The organism is Actinoallomurus sp. CA-150999 (assembly GCF_050942425.1).
Taxonomy (GTDB): domain Bacteria; phylum Actinomycetota; class Actinomycetes; order Streptosporangiales; family Streptosporangiaceae; genus Actinoallomurus.
Window position 1 is genome coordinate 1794752 of the sequence record NZ_CP192063.1, and the last position, 18389, is coordinate 1813140.

Annotated in this window: 15 protein-coding genes; 4 read left to right on the forward strand and 11 right to left on the reverse strand. The window is 73.1% G+C overall.

Annotated elements, in window-relative coordinates; all coding sequences use genetic code 11:
* Positions 1 to 28 precede the first annotated feature (28 nt).
* The 8 genes from ACQP2O_RS08525 to ACQP2O_RS08560 form a co-directional block, all read right to left on the reverse strand.
* A complete protein-coding gene (locus tag ACQP2O_RS08525) occupies positions 29 to 1453 on the reverse strand; it encodes an oligosaccharide flippase family protein (RefSeq protein WP_433181513.1) in 1425 nt (474 codons plus the stop codon).
* Positions 1450 to 2676, reverse strand: a complete 1227-nt coding sequence (locus ACQP2O_RS08530; RefSeq protein WP_433181515.1) for a glycosyltransferase — start codon at positions 2674 to 2676, stop codon at positions 1450 to 1452. The genes ACQP2O_RS08525 and ACQP2O_RS08530 overlap by 4 nt, the downstream gene beginning before the upstream one ends.
* Positions 2673 to 3761 carry a DegT/DnrJ/EryC1/StrS family aminotransferase gene (locus ACQP2O_RS08535; protein ID WP_433181517.1) on the reverse strand — a complete coding sequence of 363 codons (1089 nt, stop codon included), beginning with the start codon at positions 3759 to 3761 and terminating at the stop codon, positions 2673 to 2675. Before ACQP2O_RS08535 ends, ACQP2O_RS08530 begins: the two co-directional genes overlap by 4 nt.
* Positions 3762 to 3766: 5 nt before the next feature.
* The gene (locus tag ACQP2O_RS08540; protein ID WP_433181518.1) at positions 3767 to 4900 is read right to left on the reverse strand and encodes a glycosyltransferase; all 1134 of its coding nucleotides are present in this window, start codon (positions 4898 to 4900) and stop codon (positions 3767 to 3769) included.
* On the reverse strand, positions 4882 to 5835 hold the full coding sequence (locus ACQP2O_RS08545; protein WP_433181520.1) for an NAD-dependent epimerase/dehydratase family protein: 954 nt from the start codon (positions 5833 to 5835) through the stop codon (positions 4882 to 4884). Before ACQP2O_RS08545 ends, ACQP2O_RS08540 begins: the two co-directional genes overlap by 19 nt.
* Positions 5832 to 6863: a Gfo/Idh/MocA family protein gene (locus ACQP2O_RS08550; RefSeq protein ID WP_433181523.1), complete on the reverse strand. Its 1032-nt coding sequence runs from the start codon at positions 6861 to 6863 to the stop codon at positions 5832 to 5834. Before ACQP2O_RS08550 ends, ACQP2O_RS08545 begins: the two co-directional genes overlap by 4 nt.
* On the reverse strand, positions 6860 to 11641 hold the full coding sequence (locus ACQP2O_RS08555) for a DUF4082 domain-containing protein (RefSeq protein WP_433181526.1): 4782 nt from the start codon (positions 11639 to 11641) through the stop codon (positions 6860 to 6862). Before ACQP2O_RS08555 ends, ACQP2O_RS08550 begins: the two co-directional genes overlap by 4 nt.
* A 307-nt stretch (positions 11642 to 11948) precedes the next feature.
* A complete protein-coding gene (locus tag ACQP2O_RS08560; RefSeq protein WP_433181529.1) occupies positions 11949 to 12542 on the reverse strand; it encodes an acyltransferase in 594 nt (197 codons plus the stop codon).
* Positions 12543 to 12561: 19 nt separating this feature from the next.
* On the opposite strand from ACQP2O_RS08560, the gene ACQP2O_RS08565 reads away from it, so the two are divergent.
* The gene (locus tag ACQP2O_RS08565) at positions 12562 to 13374 is read left to right on the forward strand and encodes a glycosyltransferase family 2 protein (RefSeq protein WP_433181532.1); all 813 of its coding nucleotides are present in this window, start codon (positions 12562 to 12564) and stop codon (positions 13372 to 13374) included.
* 127 nt (positions 13375 to 13501) lie between these two features.
* Here ACQP2O_RS08565 and ACQP2O_RS08570 read toward each other — a convergent pair whose 3' ends face one another.
* The 3 genes from ACQP2O_RS08570 to ACQP2O_RS08580 form a co-directional block, all read right to left on the reverse strand.
* A complete protein-coding gene (locus ACQP2O_RS08570) occupies positions 13502 to 14476 on the reverse strand; it encodes a glycosyltransferase family 2 protein (protein WP_433181535.1) in 975 nt (324 codons plus the stop codon).
* A 63-nt stretch (positions 14477 to 14539) separates the two neighbouring features.
* Positions 14540 to 15106, reverse strand: coding sequence for a hypothetical protein (locus ACQP2O_RS08575; RefSeq protein WP_433181537.1), 567 nt, complete (start codon positions 15104 to 15106; stop codon positions 14540 to 14542).
* Between the two features lie 25 nt (positions 15107 to 15131).
* The gene (locus tag ACQP2O_RS08580; RefSeq protein WP_433181539.1) at positions 15132 to 15785 is read right to left on the reverse strand and encodes an O-methyltransferase; all 654 of its coding nucleotides are present in this window, start codon (positions 15783 to 15785) and stop codon (positions 15132 to 15134) included.
* A gap of 106 nt (positions 15786 to 15891) precedes the next feature.
* Between ACQP2O_RS08580 and sigE the strand changes: the two genes are divergently transcribed.
* The 3 genes from sigE to ACQP2O_RS08595 all read left to right on the forward strand — a co-directional run bounded on the left by sigE (position 15892) and on the right by ACQP2O_RS08595 (position 18314).
* Positions 15892 to 16518, forward strand: a complete 627-nt coding sequence (gene sigE, locus ACQP2O_RS08585) for an RNA polymerase sigma factor SigE (RefSeq protein ID WP_433181541.1) — start codon at positions 15892 to 15894, stop codon at positions 16516 to 16518.
* A gap of 159 nt (positions 16519 to 16677) precedes the next feature.
* Positions 16678 to 17241, forward strand: a complete 564-nt coding sequence (locus ACQP2O_RS08590; protein ID WP_433181544.1) for an anti-sigma factor family protein — start codon at positions 16678 to 16680, stop codon at positions 17239 to 17241.
* Positions 17238 to 18314, forward strand: coding sequence for a sigma-E factor regulatory protein RseB domain-containing protein (locus tag ACQP2O_RS08595; protein WP_433181547.1), 1077 nt, complete (start codon positions 17238 to 17240; stop codon positions 18312 to 18314). The genes ACQP2O_RS08590 and ACQP2O_RS08595 overlap by 4 nt, the downstream gene beginning before the upstream one ends.
* The last annotated feature ends 75 nt before the right edge of the window (positions 18315 to 18389 follow it).

Here is an 18389-nt window from a genome sequence, read left to right on the forward strand (position 1 = left end):
CACACCCAGCATTCGGTCGCCCAGGAGATCACGCATGTTCGGCTCCTCGCAGCTCCCTGAGCGCGCCCCGCATCCGGTAGACCAGCAGCCCGGTCGCGGCGACCGCGACGGTGCCGGCGACGGCGAGGGCGAGCAGGTCGAAGGGGATCGCGCGGTGGACCAGCACGGCGGCCGGCCCGACGACCGAGGCGACCAGCACCGCCGGCGCGACGCGGGCGCCGACCGCGCGGACGCCGATGCCCACCCGGCGCAGCTGCGTCAGGTACAGCGGCAGCGGCACGAGCGCGGCGACGGCGGCGTGCGCGGCGGCGGCCCCCGCGATGCCGTCCAGCCGCGCGCCGACGATCAGCGCCGGCACCAGGACGGTCAGCCAGACGACCTGGATCGTGAACACCGCGCGGGTACGGGCGAGGACCACGAAATAGTCGTACATCAGCTCGAAGAGGATCCGGAGCCCGCCGAGCAGCGCCAGCCAGAACAGGGCCGCGGCGGCGGGTTCCCACCGGGGCCCGTACACGAAGCGGACCAGCGGCCCGGCCGCCCCGCCGAGGAGCAGGCACACCGGCAGGGTCACCGCGGTGAGCAGCCCCGCGGTGGACAGGAACGTGCGCCGCATCGCTGGGGCGTCGTGCTGGAGGCGGGCGAAGGCCGCCGGCGCGACGCTGCGGACCGGTTGGGAGAACATGCCCACCGGCCAGTTCGACAGGTTGAAGGCCAGCACGTAGAAGCCGAGCGCGGTGGGGCCGAGCACGTCGCCGACCACGAACTGGTCCACGCCACCGACGGCGAAGACGACGACGCTCGACCCGGCGAGCGGCAGCCCGAACCGCAGCAGCCTCCGCGCCACCGCGCGGTCGAAGCCGAACCGCGGCGGCTCCGGAGAGAACGCCACCAGCAGCACGCCCGAGCCGACGGCGCCCGCGAGCCGCCCGACCGCCAGGCTCATCGCTCCCCAGCCGGTGAGGGCGAGCACGACGGACACGGCCGCCCCGCCCCAGCTGTTGACCTGGTCGGCGATCATCTTGCGGTCCTGGCGGAAGGCCCGCTGCAGCATGGCCGCCGGGGTGGCGACCAGGCCGTCGACCAGCACGCTGAGCGTGAGCAGCCGGATGACTCCGGTGGCGGCGGGCGCGCCCATCGCCGCCGCGAAGGCGGGCGCCCCGGCGAAGCAGCCCGCGTAGACCAGCCCGCTGGAGATCACCGAGATGGTCGCCACGGTCGGCGCGATCTCCCGTGGCTCGCCGGGCCAGCGCACGATCGCCAGGCTCACGCCGAGCTCGTTGAAGCTCAGCACCGCGAGCAGCGCCACCATCGCGACCGCGAAGACACCGAACTCCTTCGGGCCGAGGACCCGGGCCAGCAGGATGCCGATGGCGAGTGTGCCGAACCGCCCCAGCATCGTGTTGAGGAAGCTCCATCCGAGGGCGCGGGACGCCTGCCGGAACAGCGTCATCGCGCGCCCACGGGCGAGCCCTGCCCGCTCCCCGCGACCGCGTTGAAGTCGTCGCGCGCGGCCGTGCCGCGCAGCCGCCGGTAGCGGCGGCGGAGCTTGTACGCCAGCACCCGCCCGGCGGTGCTCGCCGGCTCATGGGCGAGTGGGTGCCAGGCGAGGGCATCGCGGTAGATCTGCTCCTGGACGCGCGCCGCCCGCCGGAGCCCGAAGCGCTGGACGACCAGGTCCCGGCCGTACGCGCCCAGCTTCGTGCCCCGTTCCGGGTGGGCGACGAGCTCGCGAAGGATCGTCGCCAGCCGGACGGACCCGTTCCCGTCGCCGAGGCCGTACCAGCCCTGCTTCAGGAACCGGCCGCACGACTCCGGCGTCAGCAGCTCGAAGAAGCCCCGCTCGCCCTGGACGATCAGCGGGCGGGCGAAGGCGAGCGCCCGTAGCGCCGAGCCGCCCATCGCCAGCGCGACGGACGCCGCGGCGTACGCGGGGCGTGGATCGTCGAGCCGCCCGGTGAGGACGACGGCGCGGCGGCCGAGAGCGGCGTTGACCCGCGCCGCGCGGGCCTCGACGGCCGGCCGGGCCGGGCCGTCGCCGACGATGACCAGCCGGATCGGCAGCTCCCGGCCGAGCTCGCCGACGACGTCGACGGCCGTGAGCACCCCTTCGAGCTTGAGCTCCTGGACGAGCCGGCCGACGACCACCACGTCGAACTGGTCCTCATCGAGCGCGAACCGTGCCCTGAACTCCTGCGCCGGGTGCCCCGGCGCGTTGGCGTCCACGTCGATCGGCGGCTCGATGAGATGGACCGGGCCCGGCCGCCCTCCGGCCGTGCGTTCGCGGAGCTCGTGCGTGCCCACCACGAGCGGCAGCGACGCCGGCAGGAACGGCGCGACGGACATCGACATCACCGTGCACACGGCCGCCGCCCGCCGGCCCGCCGCGTAGAACGCCTCGATCCCGGGCGGCCACTCGTACCCGTGGACGACGTCGTACCCGCGCTCGGCGACCAGCCGGCGCAGGAGCCGTACGGTCGCCGGGGAGGGCCGTCGCCGGCCGGCGTCCAGGGGCAGGTGTTCGAGGCCGAGCGAGCTCACCCGTTCGACCAGCGGGCCCGGCTCCGCGATCACGGCGACCTCGTGGCCGAGGTCGCGGACCGCGGCGGCCAGTTCGATCGCGTTCAGCTGGCTGCCGCCGATCTCCATCGCGTGCGGGTAGACCAGGATCTTCACCGCGCCTCCGCGATGACGGAGACGACCCGGTCCTGCTCGGCGTGGGTCATCTCGTGGAACAGCGGAAGGATCAGGGAACGCCGCGTCAGCCGTTCGGTCACCGGGAGATCGGCGGTCGTGCCGGCGTAGGCGGGCTCGAGATGGGCGGCCATGATGCCGCGCCGGGCCGAGATCCCCTCCTCGGCGAGCCGGGCCAGCAGGGCGTCGCGGCCGATGGGATGGTCGTCGGGCAGCACGATCCAGAACGACTGGTAGTTGGTCTCGCCGTACGCCGGGTCGCGTGCGGTTTCATAACCGGGCAGCAGTTCCTGGTATCGCGCGGCCAGGGCACGCCGCCGCGCGATGATCTCGTCGAGGCGTTTCAGCTGGACGAGCCCGATCGCCGCCTGGATGTCGGTCATCCGGTAGTTGAAGCCGGTTTCGGAGTACTCCTCGACGATGGCCGTCCGGCTGGCGTGCCGTTCGGCGGCGCTCACGCTCATCCCGTGCTCGCGCAGCCGTCGCGCCCGCCGTGCCCGGTCGCCGGAGCGCGTGGTGAGCATGCCGCCCTCGCCGGTCGTGATCAGCTTGCGCGGGTGGAAGGACCAGGCGGCGATCTCGGCCCCCGCGCCGACCGGCCCGCCGCGATAGGTCGAGCCCGCCGCGCAGGCCGCGTCCTCGATCACCGGGACGCCGAGCGCGGTGATCTCGTCGAGGTCGCACGGCACGCCGGCCTGGTCGACGGCGATCACCGCGCGGGTCCGTGCGGTGATCGCGGTCTCGACGGTCTTGGCGGTGACGTTGCCGGTGGCCGCGTCGACGTCGGCGAATACCGGGGTGGCGCCGCAGTACCGCACGGCGTTCGCGGTGGCGATGAACGACAGCGACGGCACGACGACCTCGTCCCCGGCGCCCACGCCCACGAGCAGGAGGGCCAGGTGCAGCGCGGTCGTGCACGACGACGTGGCCACGCCGTGGCCGGCGCCGACGCGGCCCGCGAACGCGCGCTCGAACTCCGCGACCCGTGGCCCCTGCGCCACCCAGCCGGACCGTACGGCCTCGGCGGCGGCCGCCGCCTCCTCGTCGCCCAGTACGGGCCTGATCACCGGTATCAATCGTTCTCCAATCCGAGCAGGGCGGCGAGGTCGCGAGCCCGCCGGGACCAGGTGTGCCGCTCCGCGAAGCCGCGTCGCCGCGCCTGGAGCTCCGGTGTCCGGGGCACGGCGAGCTCCTTCTCGACGGCGGCCGCGAAGCCGTCGTGGGTCGCCGTGCGCACGAGGTCCGTGCCGAGCCATGCCGTCGCCGGCAGGTCGGTCGAGACCACGCCGCGGCCGGCGGCGAGATAGTCGAGGGTCTTGATCGGGAAGCTGGCCCGGTTGAAGTCGCTGGTCGCGTACGGTGTCAGGCCCACGTCGATGACCTTCAGGTACGACGCCAGCTCCTCGGCGGGCTTGCGCCCCGTCCAGCACACGTTCGCCCGCGCGACCAGGGCCGCGAAGCGCGCCGGCTGGTACGACGGGTCGTGCGGGCCGACGAGTAGCAGCGGGCGTCCGGAGCCCGCGACGGCCTCCAGGAGCGTGAGGTCGATCCGCGCGTTGATGTGCCCGACGAACCCGGCGACCGGTCCGGTGAAGGACCCGGGCACGTCGCCGGGCCACGGCGCCGCGTCGGCGTCGACCGGTGTGCAGCCGTTGGGGATCACCACCGCTCCCGCGAGCCTCTCCCGCAGCACGGGGGAGACGACCGCGACCGCGTCGGCGCGGGCGAGCTGCCGGGCCTGTGCCGCGCGCAGGTGCCGCGCCGACTGGCCCAGCAGCGCCGCGCCCGCCACGAGGTCGTCGGTGGCGTAGTACACGGCACGCGCACCCGGCACGGCGCCGAGCAGGTCGCCGGGGCCCGCGACGACCACGGCCGGCACGCGCATCCCGAGCCGGGCGGCGGCACGACGGGCCGCCCGGCGGATGAGCGCGTCGGTGACGTGGCGCATGCCGGGGCGCTGGGCACCGGGCAGCACGCGCGGGGTGAGCCACCACAGGCCCGCGCGCACCTCACGCAACGCCGGACCGCGCAGCGACGCCGCGAGGTGCGGGTGGATCAAGGGGGTCAGCACCGAGCGCGGCGGGTCGACGTACAGGACGGGCGTCAGGGCGGCGAGCTCATCGGCCATGCGCCGATCCGTGCCCGCGACCCCGTCGTAGCCGGTGCCCCCGAAGTAGACGACCAGGCTCACCGCTGCGACCGCCACCAGCGGACGAGCCGGCGCAGGCCCTCGTCCAGGCCGATCTCGGCCTTCCAGCCGAGGCGTTCCTCGGCCTTCGACACGTCCGCGAGACGCCGGGTCACCGCGTTGACGGTCCGGGCCGGGCCGAACTCGAGCCCGAGGTCCGCGTCCATCGCCCGCAGCAGCGCCTCGGCCAGCTCACGGAGGCTGGTCTCGGTGCGGCTGCCGATGTTGAACACCTCGTCGGTGACGTCGCCCTCGGCCGCCAGGAGGTTCGCCCGCGCGATGTCCTCGGTGAAGACGAAGTCCATGGTCTGGGCGCCGTCGCCGAGAATGAGCGGCGGCCGGCCGGACTCGATGCGCTCCATCCAGCGGATCAGCACCTCGGTGTAGAGGCCGTGGATGTCCATCCGCGGGCCGTACACGTTGAAGTAGCGCAGGGCCACGTAGTCGAGGCCGTGCGTCGCGTGGAAGCTGCGCAGCAGTCCCTCGTTGAACGTCTTCGCCGCGCCGTACAGCGTGTCGTTGGCGTACGGGTGGTGGCGCTCCGGCGTGGGGAACTCCTCCGCGAGGCCGTACACGGAGGCCGAGGAGGCCGCGACGACCTTCCGCACCCGGCGCTCGGCCGCCGCCTCGACCACCTCGTAGGTGCCATCGACGAGGACCTGCAGCGCGAGCCGCGGCTCCTCCGCGCACTGGGTGATGCGGATCGCGGCCTGGTGGAAGACCACGTCCACGCCGTCGAGCAGCGACCGTAGGAGCGCGCCGTCACGGATGTCGCCGTCGACCACGCGTACCCGGCCGCTCTCCCGCGCGCCGGCGAGGTTCTCCGGCCGGCCGCGGACGAAGTTGTCCAGGACGACGACGTCCGCGCAGCCCGCGGCGACGAGCTGGTCGACGATGGTCGAGCCGATCGTCCCGGCCCCGCCGGTGACGAGACAGCGGCTACCTTCGATCACGCGTTCTCCTTCGTTGGGATGGTCGCGCCGCCGCTCGCGATGCTGCGCGACGCCGCCTCGAGCAGGGTGATCACGCGGAGGCCGGCGCGGCCGTCGGTGAGCGCCGGCCGGGACTCGTTGATGGCGGCCGCGAATTCGGCCATCACCCCGCGCAGCGCCTCCTGTTCCGGCAGGGCGGGAACGTGGATGTCACCCAGCCGGTAGGAGATCAGCGCCTCCCGGCGCTGGTCGGGACCCTGGGGGACGCGGTCCACGCCCCGGTCGTGCACCGAGACCCGGCGCAGCGGGTCCAGGTCGTCCCATACGACCGTGCGCCGCGACCCGCCGATCACGGTGGTGCGGATCTTGGTCGGGCTGAGCCAGTTGACGTGGACGTGGGCCATCGCCCCCGACGTCAGCCACAGCGTCAGGTGCGCCACGCAGGCGCGGCCCGCGTCGATGGGGTCGCTGGCGTGGGCGGCGACGGCGGCGATCCTCTCCGGGAGCACGAAGTCGAGGATCGACAGGTCGTGCGGCGCGAGGTCCCACAGCACGTCGATGTCGGACTGCACCAGCCCGAGGTTGATGCGGACGGAGTCGACGAACTGCACGTCGCCGAGTTCACCGCCGTGGATCAGCTCGCGGATCCGCCGGACCGCCGGGGTGTAGCAGTAGGTGTGGTCGCACATGAGCACGCGGCCGGTCCGGTCGGCCAGGTCGACGAGCTTGCGGCCCTCGGCGGCCGACATCGTGAGGGGCTTCTCGACGAGCACGTGCTTGCCCGCTTCGAGCGCCGACCGTACGAGGTCGAAGTGGGTGGCCGCCGGTGTCGCGATCGCGACGGCGTCGACCGCGGGATCGTCTAAGACCGCTTCGTAGGACGTCGTGACCCGGACCGTCGTGTAGGCGCCGAGCACGGTGCGCGCCCGCTCCTCGTCCAGGTCGCACAGCCACTCCAGCCGCAGAGCCGGGGTCGCCTGGGCGGTCCGCACGAGATTCGGCCCCCAGTAGCCGGCCCCGATGACCGCCAGTCCCACTGCGTCCGTCAACGGTGTTCTCCTTCGCGTGGTGTGGTCGACAGCGTGGGCGCCGGCGGCGTCGGCGTCGGGCCGTTGTCCGGAGTGCCGGCCCGCCGCGCCGCCGACGGCGCCGTCGTGGTGAAGACGACGTCGACCCAGTAGTTCGCGGTGCTCGCGTTCGGCGGGAAGCCTCCGGCGCCGTACCCGTAGAGGCCGCCGGACTGCAGGGCGTGCAGCGGCGGGGCGTCGACGCCCGCCCCGGCGAGCGCGGCGGAGTCGGCCGCGTAGTGGCCGTTCGGCGCGAGGTAGGACACCACGTAGGTCGTGTTCGCGGCGATGGAGACCGCGGTGGAGAAGTGCGCCTCCTGCCAGCCCGCCGCCGACTCGCCGGAGAACGTCACGGTGGCCAGCCGGGTGCCGTCGGCGGCCCACAGGGTGCCGGTGTGCGTGCCGGTGTTGCCGGGACCCTTGTAGAACCGGACGCCGGTGACCCATCCGGCGGTGTCGGAGGTGAATCTGACGCCCAGCTCCACCGAGTTCGGGTCGTCCACGTCCGGGACCTGCGGGATCGCGCTGTCGGCCCAGATCGAGCACGGGCACGTGCCCGGGGTCGGCTGCCGCGCGGTGGTGAACGACCAGGTGTACGCGGCCGTCATCGTGTTGCCGGCGACGTCCTTGGCGCCGGTGACCTTCACCGTGTACGCGGTGTTCCAGGCCAGGGCACCGGTCGGCTGGAAGGTGGCGGTCCTGGTCGCGGAGTCGTACGTCACGGTGCCGGTCACGGACGGGGTGACCGCGAACTGGACGGTGCCGCCCTGCACCGCCTCGTCGAACGTGGCGGAGATGCCGGTGCCCGGCGGCACGCTCGTCTGGCCGTCGACCGGGTTCGCCGTGTCGACCGTCGGCGGTGTGACGTCGCCCGGCTGGGCGGTCGAGAAGACGGGGTCGATCCAGTAGTTCGACGCGCCGTAGGACTCGTTCGGGAAGCGCGTGCCCGAGCCGTAGGAGTACAGGCCGTTGCCGCCCGACGCGTCGCTCGCCGGAGCGTGCAGCGGCGCGTTGTCCAGGGGGTTCCAGAAGTAGCCGCCGTCCGCCGCGTAGTGGCCGTTCGGCGCGTGGTACGAGGCGACGTATGGCGTGCCGGCCGTGACCTGCACCGGCCCGGAGAACGCCAGGGTCTGCCAGCCCGACGCCGTCTCGCCGGTGAAGGTGCCGGTGGCCAGCCGCGTGCCGCCCGTGGTCCAGAGGCTGCCGGTGTGCGTGCCGGTGTTGCCGGCTCCCTTGTAGAAGCGCACCCCGGAGATCCACCCGCCGGTGTCCGGGGTGAACCTGACGCCCAGCTCGACCGAGCCGGCGTCGCCGGCCGAGGCCGTGACGGGCGCGGCGTCGCTCGGGAAGAGCGTGCACGGACACGATCCGCTCGTGGTGAACGACCACGTGGTCGTCCCCTGCATCGCGTTGCCCGCGACGTCCTTCGCCCCGCTGACGCTCGCGGTGTACTTCGTGCCCGCCGCGAGCGGGCTCGACGGCGTGAACGTGAGGACCCTGGACGCGGCGTCGAACGCGGTGCTGCCGGCGATCGCGGTGCCTCCGGGATTCTTCAGCGTGAACGCCGGTGACGAGGGCTGCACGGCCTCGCTGAAGGTGACCTTCACCGGGGCGCCCGCCGGAACGCTCGTCGCGTTGTTCGAAGGGTTCGTCGACGCGACGGCCGGGGGCGTGGTGTCGGGCGGCAGGGTGAAGACGACGTCCACCCAGTAGTTCGTGGTGTTGTAGCTCTGATTGGGGAAGGCGTGCGCGCCGTAGGCGAACACGCCGTCGGCCCCGTCGGCGACGGTGTGCAGCGGCGGGTCGTCGACCGCGCGGCTCAGGCCGCCGCCGTCGGCGGAGAACCAGCCGGTCGTCGTGTGGTACGACGCGACATAGGTCGTGCCCGCCGTCACCGCCACCGGCGAGGAGAAGCGGACCTCCTGCCAGCCGAGCGTCGACTCGCCGGAGAACGTGGCCGTGGCGAGCTGGGTGCCGCCTGCGGTCCAGAGCGTGCCGGTGTGGGTTCCGGTGTTGTCGCGTCCCTTGTAGAACCGGATCCCGCTGACGAAGCCGTTCGTGTCCGGAGTGAACTTGACCCCGAGCTCCAGCGCGTTCGGGTCGTTCACGCCCTCGACGGACGGCGCGGTGTCGTCGGCCCAGATGCTGCACGGGCACTGACCTGCCGCCGGTCGTGGCTTCGCGGTCGTGAACGAGTACGAGAAGGACGTCATCGTGTTCCCGGCGGCGTCCTTGGCACCGGTCACCGTCGCCGTGAACGTCGTCCCGGCGGGCAGCGAGCCGGTCGGCACGAACGTGAGGCCGGTGCGCGCGGAGTCGAGGGAGGTGCTGCCGGCCACGGCGGTGCCGCCGGAGTCCTTGAGGGTGAACGACGCCGGCCCTGTCTGTACCGGCTCGCCGAACGTGACCGACGGCAGGACGGCCGTCGGCACGCTGGAGGACCCCGTGTAGGGCGTCGAGTCGATCACCCCGGGAGGCGTCGTGTCCGGCGGCTCGACGGTGGCGAACACGACGTCGACCCAGTAGTTGCCGCCGTTGTAGGTGGTCGTGGGAAAGCCGGCCCCGCCGGCGTGGTAGACGCCGTTGCCGCCGTCGGTGCCCGCCTTCAGGCCGGTGAGCGGCGGGGAGTCCTTGGGCTGGTAGGCGAAGTACGCGGCGTCCGCGGCGTAGTGCCCGGCCGGTGCGAAGTAGGACGCGACGTAGGTCGTGCCGGCGGTGACGTGGATCGGCACCGGGAAGGTGACGGACTGCCAGCCGGTCGAGGTCTCGTTCGTGAACGTCGCGGTGGCGAGGCGGGTGCCGTCGGCCGTCCACAGACTGCCGGTGTGCGTGCCCGTGTTGCCGGTGCCCTTGTAGAAGCGCACGCCCGTGACCCAGCCGTCGACGCCCGCGCGGAACTTGACGCCCGCCTCGAGCGGAGTGGCGTCGCTCTCCGCCGGGGTCGCCGGAGTGGCCGACTGCCCGAACAGCCCACAGGGACACGTGACGTTGACGGTCCGCCCGGAGCCCGGCGTCTCGATGTTGCCGCTGTCATCGGTCGCGCGCGTCCTGATCGTCACCGGGCCGGCGCCGGTCGCGTCCCACGAGTAGGTCCAGGTGGCGCGGCCGTTCGCGGGATGCCAGGTCGTCCCGCCGTCGGTGGACACCTCGACACCGCCCACCTGCCCACCGACGTCGGAGGCGGTGCCGCTGATCGTGACGGTCTGGCCGTTGGCGATGCTCGCGTTCGCGGCCGGAGCGGTGACCGTCGAGGTCGGCGCCGTGTGGTCGGTGGAGGCCGTGGCCGCCTTCAGGTCGCTCTGCAGCGTCAGCGGCTGGACGTTCATGTCGGCCAGCAGGTTGATCGTGGCCTGCCGCATGCTCGGGTCCGGGGCCGTGGGCGCGCCGTCGGGGCCGTCGTGGACGGCGTCCAGCCCCCACGACCACTGCACGGTCCCGCCGCCGAAGACGAGCGCGCCGCTCGGCGCGCGGTAGAGCGTCAGGTGGTGGGTGGCGGTCCCGGGGGCGACGTTGACGCCGAAGTCGACGAGCTTCTCGGGTACGTCGGCCGTCGTGGAGGACATGTCGATGAGCCCCGCCGGCCGGGATCCGTTGTCCAGGTCCTCGTCCCACTCGTAGCCGAGCGTCAGGTCGGGCAGGGTCAGGGTCGCGCCCGAGGACTGGCTTCCGGCCGGGGTGTTCCGCCAGAACCGCATCTTCCCGTCGGCCGCCGGCACCTTCATGGCCACGCCACAGCAGTTGACCGTCCAGATCGTGCCCATCAGGCCGTTCTCCGGGCGGCCGCCGTCGGCCGGCGGGCTGAACCGCGGATCCCGCCAGCTGCCCGTCCAGGTCCCGGTGGGATCGGTCTGCGCGTTGTCCCTCGTCGACTTGTACGTCACCAGGGTGCGGTACGGCGTCGAGGTGCCGTCGGTGCTGGGTTCCCAGCGGGTCTTCCAGAACACCGAGTTGCCGCTGAAGAACCCGAGGTGCACCCCGGCGTCGCGCGCGGCCTCGACGTTGGCGCGCTCGCCGGCGGACCAGTACTCGTCGTGCCCGACGGACAGGAAGACCTTGTGGTTCTTCAGGAGCGAGCCGCGCTGGTCGGCGTCGATGCTGCTCAGATACGTGACGTCGTACCCCTGGGCCTCGAGGAACCGCACCATCGGGTACTCGTTGGCGAAGACGAAGTCACGGCCCCAGGGGGTCGACTCGCGCGTGTTGAAAGGGCGGTTGTAGCTGACCTTGACCGCCCGGCCCGGCGCGGCCGTGCTGTCGCCGGCGTAGAGGCTGTTGCCGCCCCAGCTGTTGTACGCCTGCCAGGTGGTGTCGGAGGTCTTGAAGACGACGTCCGAGTGGCTGGCGTCGTTGCGGACCACGAACACGATGTGGTTGTCGTCGTCGGTCCCGTCGGTACGGGAGATGTGCGCGAAGTAGATCCCCGAGACGGCGGTGGCCGGTACCGGCCAGCTCGCCGAGACCTTCCAGCTGCCGCAGTCGATCAGCCCGGTGGCGTCGTCACTGAGACACGATGGCTGCGGCTGCGGGAGGGAGGCCGACGGGGTGATGCTGGCGATCTTCCGGGCGCCGTCGCCGCCGTAGTAGCCCATCCGGTAGATGTCGATCGAAAAGCTCCGGGCCGGGGTATTGACCTTGAAGTGCACGGTCTCCCCGGCGTTCACGCTGAATTCGGCGGCGTAGCCCTCGATCGTCTGGCCGCCGCCGGAGATCTTGTCCCACTCCGTGCTCGGTGACCCTTGTTTTGTATTCTCGCAGGCCACGAGATTTCCGCCGGAATCGCATGGGCCGGCCGCGTGCGCCCTCGATTCGGTGATCGCCATGATGAGAAACGCCGCGGCCGCGAGGAGCAGTCCTCTGACTAACAGCCTCAACCCTGAACTGGCCATGATTTCCCCCGGCTGAGCGGAAGCCAAAAAACGGATTCCTTAACCTCCGAAACCCGCGTCCGCCAACGCCGCGCGGTCAGATCGCCAAATGAAGCAGTCCTCGGTAATGCGACTCCGAATATACGGTGGAAAGCGAGGCCTGGGTTGTCCGCATTCGGCCTTGGCGCAGTGGAGCGCCGGGTCATCCTTCCGCGGGGCTGAGGCGTCCGTCGCTCTCCGTGTAGTGATCGCCCGTACGCGGGCACCGCCAGCGCCCGCCGCCTTCGTCTTCCAAGGGCTCACCGGCGTGCCCGACCCAGCCGATCCGGCGCGCCGGCACGCCCGCCACCAGCGCGAAGTCGGCGACGTCCCGTGTCACGACCGCGCCCGCCGCGACCAGCGCCCACCGGCCGATGATCCGGCCCGCCAGGACGACCGCCCGCGCGCCGACGGCGGCGCCCTCCTTGACGATCACTCCATGGGCCTCCCAGTCGTCCGGGCGCTTGAGCCTGCCGTCCACGTCGGTCGAACGAGGGTAGGGATCATTGGTCAGAACGGCGGCGGGCCCGATGAAGACCCCGTCCTCCAGCTCCGCCGGTTCGTAAACGAGCGCGTAATTCTGCAGCTTGACGCGGTCGCCGATACGCACGCCCGGCCCGACGTACGCGCCCCGGCCGACGATGCAGTCCTGGCCGAGGCGGACGTTTTCCCGGATCTGGGCGAGGTGCCAGATCGTCGTGTCCGCGCCGATGTGCGCCGTGCCGTCCACATCGGCCCCTGGGTGAATGCGACTCATGCGCGCCATAATCGCTTCTGTGGTGAGCGTCGTCATCCCCGCGCACGACGAGGCGCGGGTCATCGGCCGGTTACTCGCGCGCCTCGCGGGCTCCGGCTTCGACATCGTCGTCGTGCCCAATGGCTGCACCGACGGCACCGCGGACGTCGCCGCGTCCTTCGGTGTGCGGGTGGTCACGTCGCCGGAGGCGTCCAAGGCGGAGGCACTGCGCCTCGGCGACCGCGCGGCCCGCGGGTTCCCCAGGCTGTACGTCGACGCCGACGTCGAGCTGGGAGCCGATGACGTGCGGGCCCTGGCGGCCGCTCTCGACCGGCCGGGTGTGCTCGCGGCGGCGCCCGCGCGCGTGCTGGACCTGACGCGACGGCCGTGGCCGGTCCGCTGGTACTACGACGTCTGGACCCGGCTCCCGGAGGTGCGGCGCGGGCTCTTCGGCCGCGGCGTCATCGCGGTCGGCGCCGACGGGCACGCGCGCCTGGCGCGGCTGCCGGGCGTCATCGCCGACGACCTCGCCGCCTCCCTCGCGTTCGCCGCGGACGAGCGCGCCGTCGTCGAGACGGCCCGCGTGCTGATCCACCCGCCGCGCACGTGGGGCGACCTGCTGCGCCGCCGGACCCGCGCCGTCACCGGCGTCGCGCAGCTAGAGGAGGCGGCACTCGACCAGGCGGGCGGCTCCGCGCGGACGAGCGTGCGCGACCTGGCGGCGATGGCGGCACGGGATCCGCGTCTCCTGCCGCGCCTCGCCCTCTTCCTCACCGTGACGCTGCTCGCCCGGTGGCGCGCCCGGCGGGCCGGCGCCGCCACCTGGCAGCGCGACGAGAGCAGCCGGGAATAGGGATGTCTCCCAGAGCGGGGCTGTGAGACAGGCCGCGATCGGGCCGCGCGCCGCTACGGGCGGGACCCCGAACCGGGCCGGCCGCCAGTCCGCGCCGTCGGGCGGCCCTGTCTCTACGGCCGGGCGGCTACGGGCGGGACTGCGAACCGGGCCAGCCGGCGGTCCATTCGCGGCGCGCCGCCCACAGGCCCCGCCAGTCCGCGCCGGTGGCCGTCGGGCGGCCCTGCCGCTGCGGCCGCGCGGAGACCAGGCGACTCAGCAGCGCGCGTAAGAGCACACCGAGCGTGAGGAGGCGCACGCCCGCGCCGCGCCGCCCGTACGGCAGGTGGCGCCGCAGCACGGTGACCTTCCCGGTGAACAGCAGGACGAGCTTGCGCACGCTCGACGACGAGGCGCCGACCTCGTGCCGGTACTCGGCGCGCGCGGTCACCATCGGCCGGAAACCGGCCTTCCGCGCCCGCAGGCACAGGTCGGCGTCCTCGCCGTACATGAAGATCGACCGGTCGAAACCGCCGAGCTCATCCCAGAGAGCGCGGTCGACGAGCATGAATCCGCCGGTGACGATCGGCACCTGCCGTTCCTCGTCCGTCCAGGGGCCGGGCACCTCGGGGTCGAACACGCGACTGCCCGGGAAGGCCGAGCCGAGAAGGAGCGCGAAGCACAGCGTGGACCAGAACGTCGGGCGGCCCCACCAGGAACGCGGGTCCGGCGTGCCGTCCGCGAGCATGCTCCGGCCGCCGACGATCCCCGCCCGCGGATTGCGGCGCGCGCACGCGAGGAGGGCCGCGAGGCTTCCCGGGGCCGGTACGGCGTCGGGGTTGACGAACCACAGCAGCCGGCCGCGCGCCCGGGCGACGCCGGCGTGGCAGGCGTAGGCGAAGCCGCCGTTACGGTCGTTCTCCACGACCATCGCGTCCGGCGCCGCGGCACGGGCCGCGTCCGCCGTGCCATCGCCCGAGGCGTTGTCCACGATGATGAGCTCGGCGGAAACGCTGGCCGACGCCTTCCGTACGGCCTCCGCGCACTCGCCGATGTACGCGGCGCTGCGGTAGGTCACGACGATGATCGAGACGTCCGGGTCGGAGTGAGGAGCACCGGCCATGCCAACCCTCCCGGGATGACGCGGTCGCGCATCCCTGCCGACGGGAGCGTACCGCCGTGGTGTTCACCGCGACCGGACGTCGGCGGTGGGGACGCCGCGACGGTGGATCTCGGCGAGGATCGTCGCCAGGTCGGTGTCCCAGCCCGGCGAGACCTCGACCGACCAGTGGAGAGTCGCCACTCCGGGGACGTCGTCCAGGCCCATGGCCAGCAGTTCCGCGCTCGGCGGGGGCGAGGAGCCCTCGGCGCGCTCTTCGGTGGGCAGGAAGGTCACGTGCTGCACCACCCGCTGCCGGCCGCGCGGAAGTTCCCGGCTCCACACGACCACCGCGGCCACCTCCGGCCAGGGGAGCCGACGGTCCCGCGAACGGGACCACGGCCACGCCGCCGGCAGGCGCACCCCCGCGTCGTTGACCTCCAGCACCGGGCGGCCGCTCAACGCTCGCCCGGCCGCGACCACGAGCCCCCCGCCGAACAGCGCGATCCCCGCCACGCCGACGGCCAGGGCGATCATGCCGCCGACGGCCGTCACGTCCCGCGCCCCGCTCACCGCGAACGCCACCGACACCGCCACCAGGACGAGCGTCCCGGCCGCCGCGACGACACCCTGGGCCGAAGCCCGCGACCGCACCGCGATCACGACGGCGGGAGCGCGGTCACCGGCTCTTGACGGCGACGAGGAGACCGTCCCCGACCGGCAGCAGCAGCGGCACGAGGCGGTCGTCGTCGCGGACCATCCGGCCGAGCGTGCGGATCGCCACGGTGTCCGGCTCGCGGTTGGACGGGTCGGCCACCCGGTCGCTCCACAGGGCGTTGTCGAACGCCACGACGCCGCCGGGCCGCAGCAGCCGCAGCGCCTCACCCAGATAGTCGGGGTACTCGTGCTTGGCCGCGTCGCAGAACACCATGTCGTACGCGCCGTCGGTGAGGCGCGGCAGCACGTCGAGGGCGCGGCCGGCGATCAGCCGGGCGCGCGAGGTCGGGAAACCGGCCGCGGCGTACGCCTCGCGGGCCAGCCGCTGATTCTCCGGCTCGACGTCCACGCTCGTGAGCACGCCGTCGGGACGCATCCCGCGCAGCAGCCAGATGCCGGACACGCCACATCCGGAGCCGACCTCCACGACCGTGCGCGCGCTGATCGCACTGGCGAGGAGGCGCAGCGCCGCGCCGCCCGCCGGTCCGATCGGGGTCGCTCCGACGTCCAGTCCCCGCTGCCGGGCGTCGCGCAGCGGCTCGTCCTCCGGGAGGTATTGCTCCACGTAGGCCAGGGTGGCCTTGACCGCGTCGATGACTTCCTCCTTGGGACGCATGAGCCTGCAGGGCAAACACTAGTACGGAGGGGGAACTCCGCCGCGTACCGTCACGTTCTTCAGAGGGCGTGGCTACGGCTAGGCGCGAAGGAAGAAACGGGGCAGTATGTCGGTGGCAGAACTCGTACGTGAAAGGGGAGCGCCGGTGCACGACCCCGGCATCGCCTGGACTCCTCCGACGTGGGACGAGATCGTGCGGGAGCACTCCGCGCGCGTCTACCGCCTCGCCTTCCGGCTCACCGGCAACCCCCACGACGCCGAGGACCTCACCCAGGAGGTCTTCGTCCGGGTGTTCCGATCCTTGGCCAACTACCAGCCCGGCACGTTCGAGGGCTGGCTACACCGCATCACCACCAACCTGTTCCTCGACCAGGCGCGGCGGCGTCAGCGGATCCGCTTCGAAGGGCTCGCCGATGACGCGGCCGAGCGCCTGCACGGACCGGAGCCCACGCCCGCCCAGGCCTACGACGACAAGAACCTCGACGCCGACGTCCAGGAGGCGCTCGACTCCCTCGCGCCCGACTACCGGGCCGCCGTCGTCCTCTGCGACATCGAGGGCCTGTCGTACGAGGAGATCGCCGCGACGCTCGGCGTGAAGCTCGGCACCGTCCGCAGCCGGATCCACCGCGGCCGCGCGCAGCTGCGCGCCGCCCTGGAGCACCGCGGCCCGCGGCGCGCCGCCGCCCCGTCCAAACGGCTGGGTCTGGAGCCTCCGACCGAGGAGGCGTCATGAGCGTGCGCATCGCCGGCACGGCGCGTCCGGTCACCCCTCCGGCGCCGGGAGGTCGCCCCGAGTGGGTCGGCCGGGCGAAAAGGGAGGCCCCATGAGTGAGCGGAGCGAGCGAATCGTGAGCGCAGCGCGTCCGGTCACTTCCCCGGCGAAGGAGGCCGCATGACTGGCCACCTTGGGGAGCGGCTCACCGCGCTGATCGACGGGGAGCTGGGCCACGACGAACGTGAGAAGGCGCACCGCCACCTCGCCGGCTGCGCGGACTGCCGCGCCGAAGCGGAGGCGCTGCGCGGCCTGAAGAAGCGGCTCCGGGCGCTGAACGACACGATGCCCTCCGAGGCTCTCCTACGCCGCCTGGAGGCCATGGGTGAGCCGGGGGACCCCCTTCCGCCACCCGTCCCCCGACTGCCCGGCCAGGCCCGGCCTCCGGCCGCCGCCCGGCCCGCCGACATCCGCCCCTCGCGGGCGCGGCCGTCCGACAACCGTCCCCGCCGTGCCGCGGCGACGCGCCGGCGGCTGCCGCGCGGGCGCTACCTCGTCGCGGGCGCGGCCGCGTTCGCCGTCCTCGGCGTCGGCACGGCGGCGTTCGCCGCGGGCGCCGATCCGGACCGCCTGCCCCGCGTCTCCCCGTCCGTCGAGCAGTTCGCCGTCGAGCACGCGTTGACCTCCGGGGACGTTCCGCTCACCGATCCGCGGCCGGCGGTCACGGCCGGCGAGCACCCGTGAACCACCGGGCCTCGCATCGCGCGTGGCTGGCGGGCGGCATCGCCACCGCGCTGCTGATGCTGTGGTTCGTATCCACCGGCGACACCGCGAGCGGCGCCCGGCTGCGCTCCGACCCCGAGGCCCTGCGGCTCCTGCGCGCCGCCGAGGGGGCCGCGAGCGACACCTCGTACGAGGGTGTGCAGTACATCACCTCGTGGAGCCGCAGCGGCATGTCGACGACGTCGCTGGTCAACGTCGCCCACCTGCCCGGCCAGGGCACCCGGATGCGGGTGGAGAGCACCACCGCCGAGCAGGGCGGGCAGATGTTCGAGACCGCCGACTCCCAGCAGGGCCGGGGCGGCCTCACCGGCTACACGCCGAAGATGCTCGACCTGCTCGCCCGCAATTACGCCGTCGTCCGTGCCGGCGAGGGTCAGGTCTGCGGCCGGCCCACGACCATCATCGAGGCGCGCCGTAGCGATGGCACCGCCGCCGGCCGGTTCCACATCGACCGGGCCACGGGCCTGATGCTGCGCCGTGAACTGCTCGACCAGCAGGGCCGCGCGGTGAACCTCACGTTCTTCACCGAGATCCGGCCGTCGCCGCCGAAGACGACGGTCCTGATGGCCTCGGCGGCGCCGCAGACCGTGGAGACGCCGTGGACCCACCGGCTCGCCGGCGCCGACCTGGGCGCCCTGCGCTACCGCGGCTGGCCGGTGCAGTCCACCCTGCCGGGCGACCTCAGCCTGTACGACGCGCGCCAGCTCGACAGCCACGCCCCCGTCGTGCACCTCAGCTACTCCGACGGGCTCTCGGTCGTGTCGGTGTTCGTCCAGCGCGGCACTCTCGACCCCGCGAGCGTCGCACACTGGCACAAGACCACCCGGGGTGGCCGCACCGTCTACCTCCGCGACACCGTCCAGCAGCGCGCCGTGTGGGCCAGCCGTGGCTACGTCTACACGATCCTCGCGGACGCGCCGCCGCCGGTCGTCGACCGCGCCGTGGCGGCCCTCCCGCACGGCGACACGGGCTTCTGGGGGCGCCTCGGCCGAGGACTGAACCGGCTGACATCATGGGCGAACCCGTTTGACTGATCGGTGAAGATCGCGTTTTGTAGGGCGTTCTGGGGGAAGCGGGCACCGGTGGAGCAACACCGCGACGCGGAAGGT

Coding starts and splice junctions, on each gene's coding strand:
- ACQP2O_RS08525 (WP_433181513.1), bottom strand. CDS start 1,453: ATGACGCTGTTCCGGCAGGCGTCCCGCGCCCTCGGATGGAGCTTCCTC.
- ACQP2O_RS08560 (WP_433181529.1), bottom strand. CDS start 12,542: ATGAGTCGCATTCACCCAGGGGCCGATGTGGACGGCACGGCGCACATC.
- ACQP2O_RS08570 (WP_433181535.1), bottom strand. CDS start 14,476: ATGGCCGGTGCTCCTCACTCCGACCCGGACGTCTCGATCATCGTCGTG.
- ACQP2O_RS08580 (WP_433181539.1), bottom strand. CDS start 15,785: ATGCGTCCCAAGGAGGAAGTCATCGACGCGGTCAAGGCCACCCTGGCC.
- sigE (WP_433181541.1), top strand. CDS start 15,892: ATGTCGGTGGCAGAACTCGTACGTGAAAGGGGAGCGCCGGTGCACGAC.
- ACQP2O_RS08590 (WP_433181544.1), top strand. CDS start 16,678: ATGACTGGCCACCTTGGGGAGCGGCTCACCGCGCTGATCGACGGGGAG.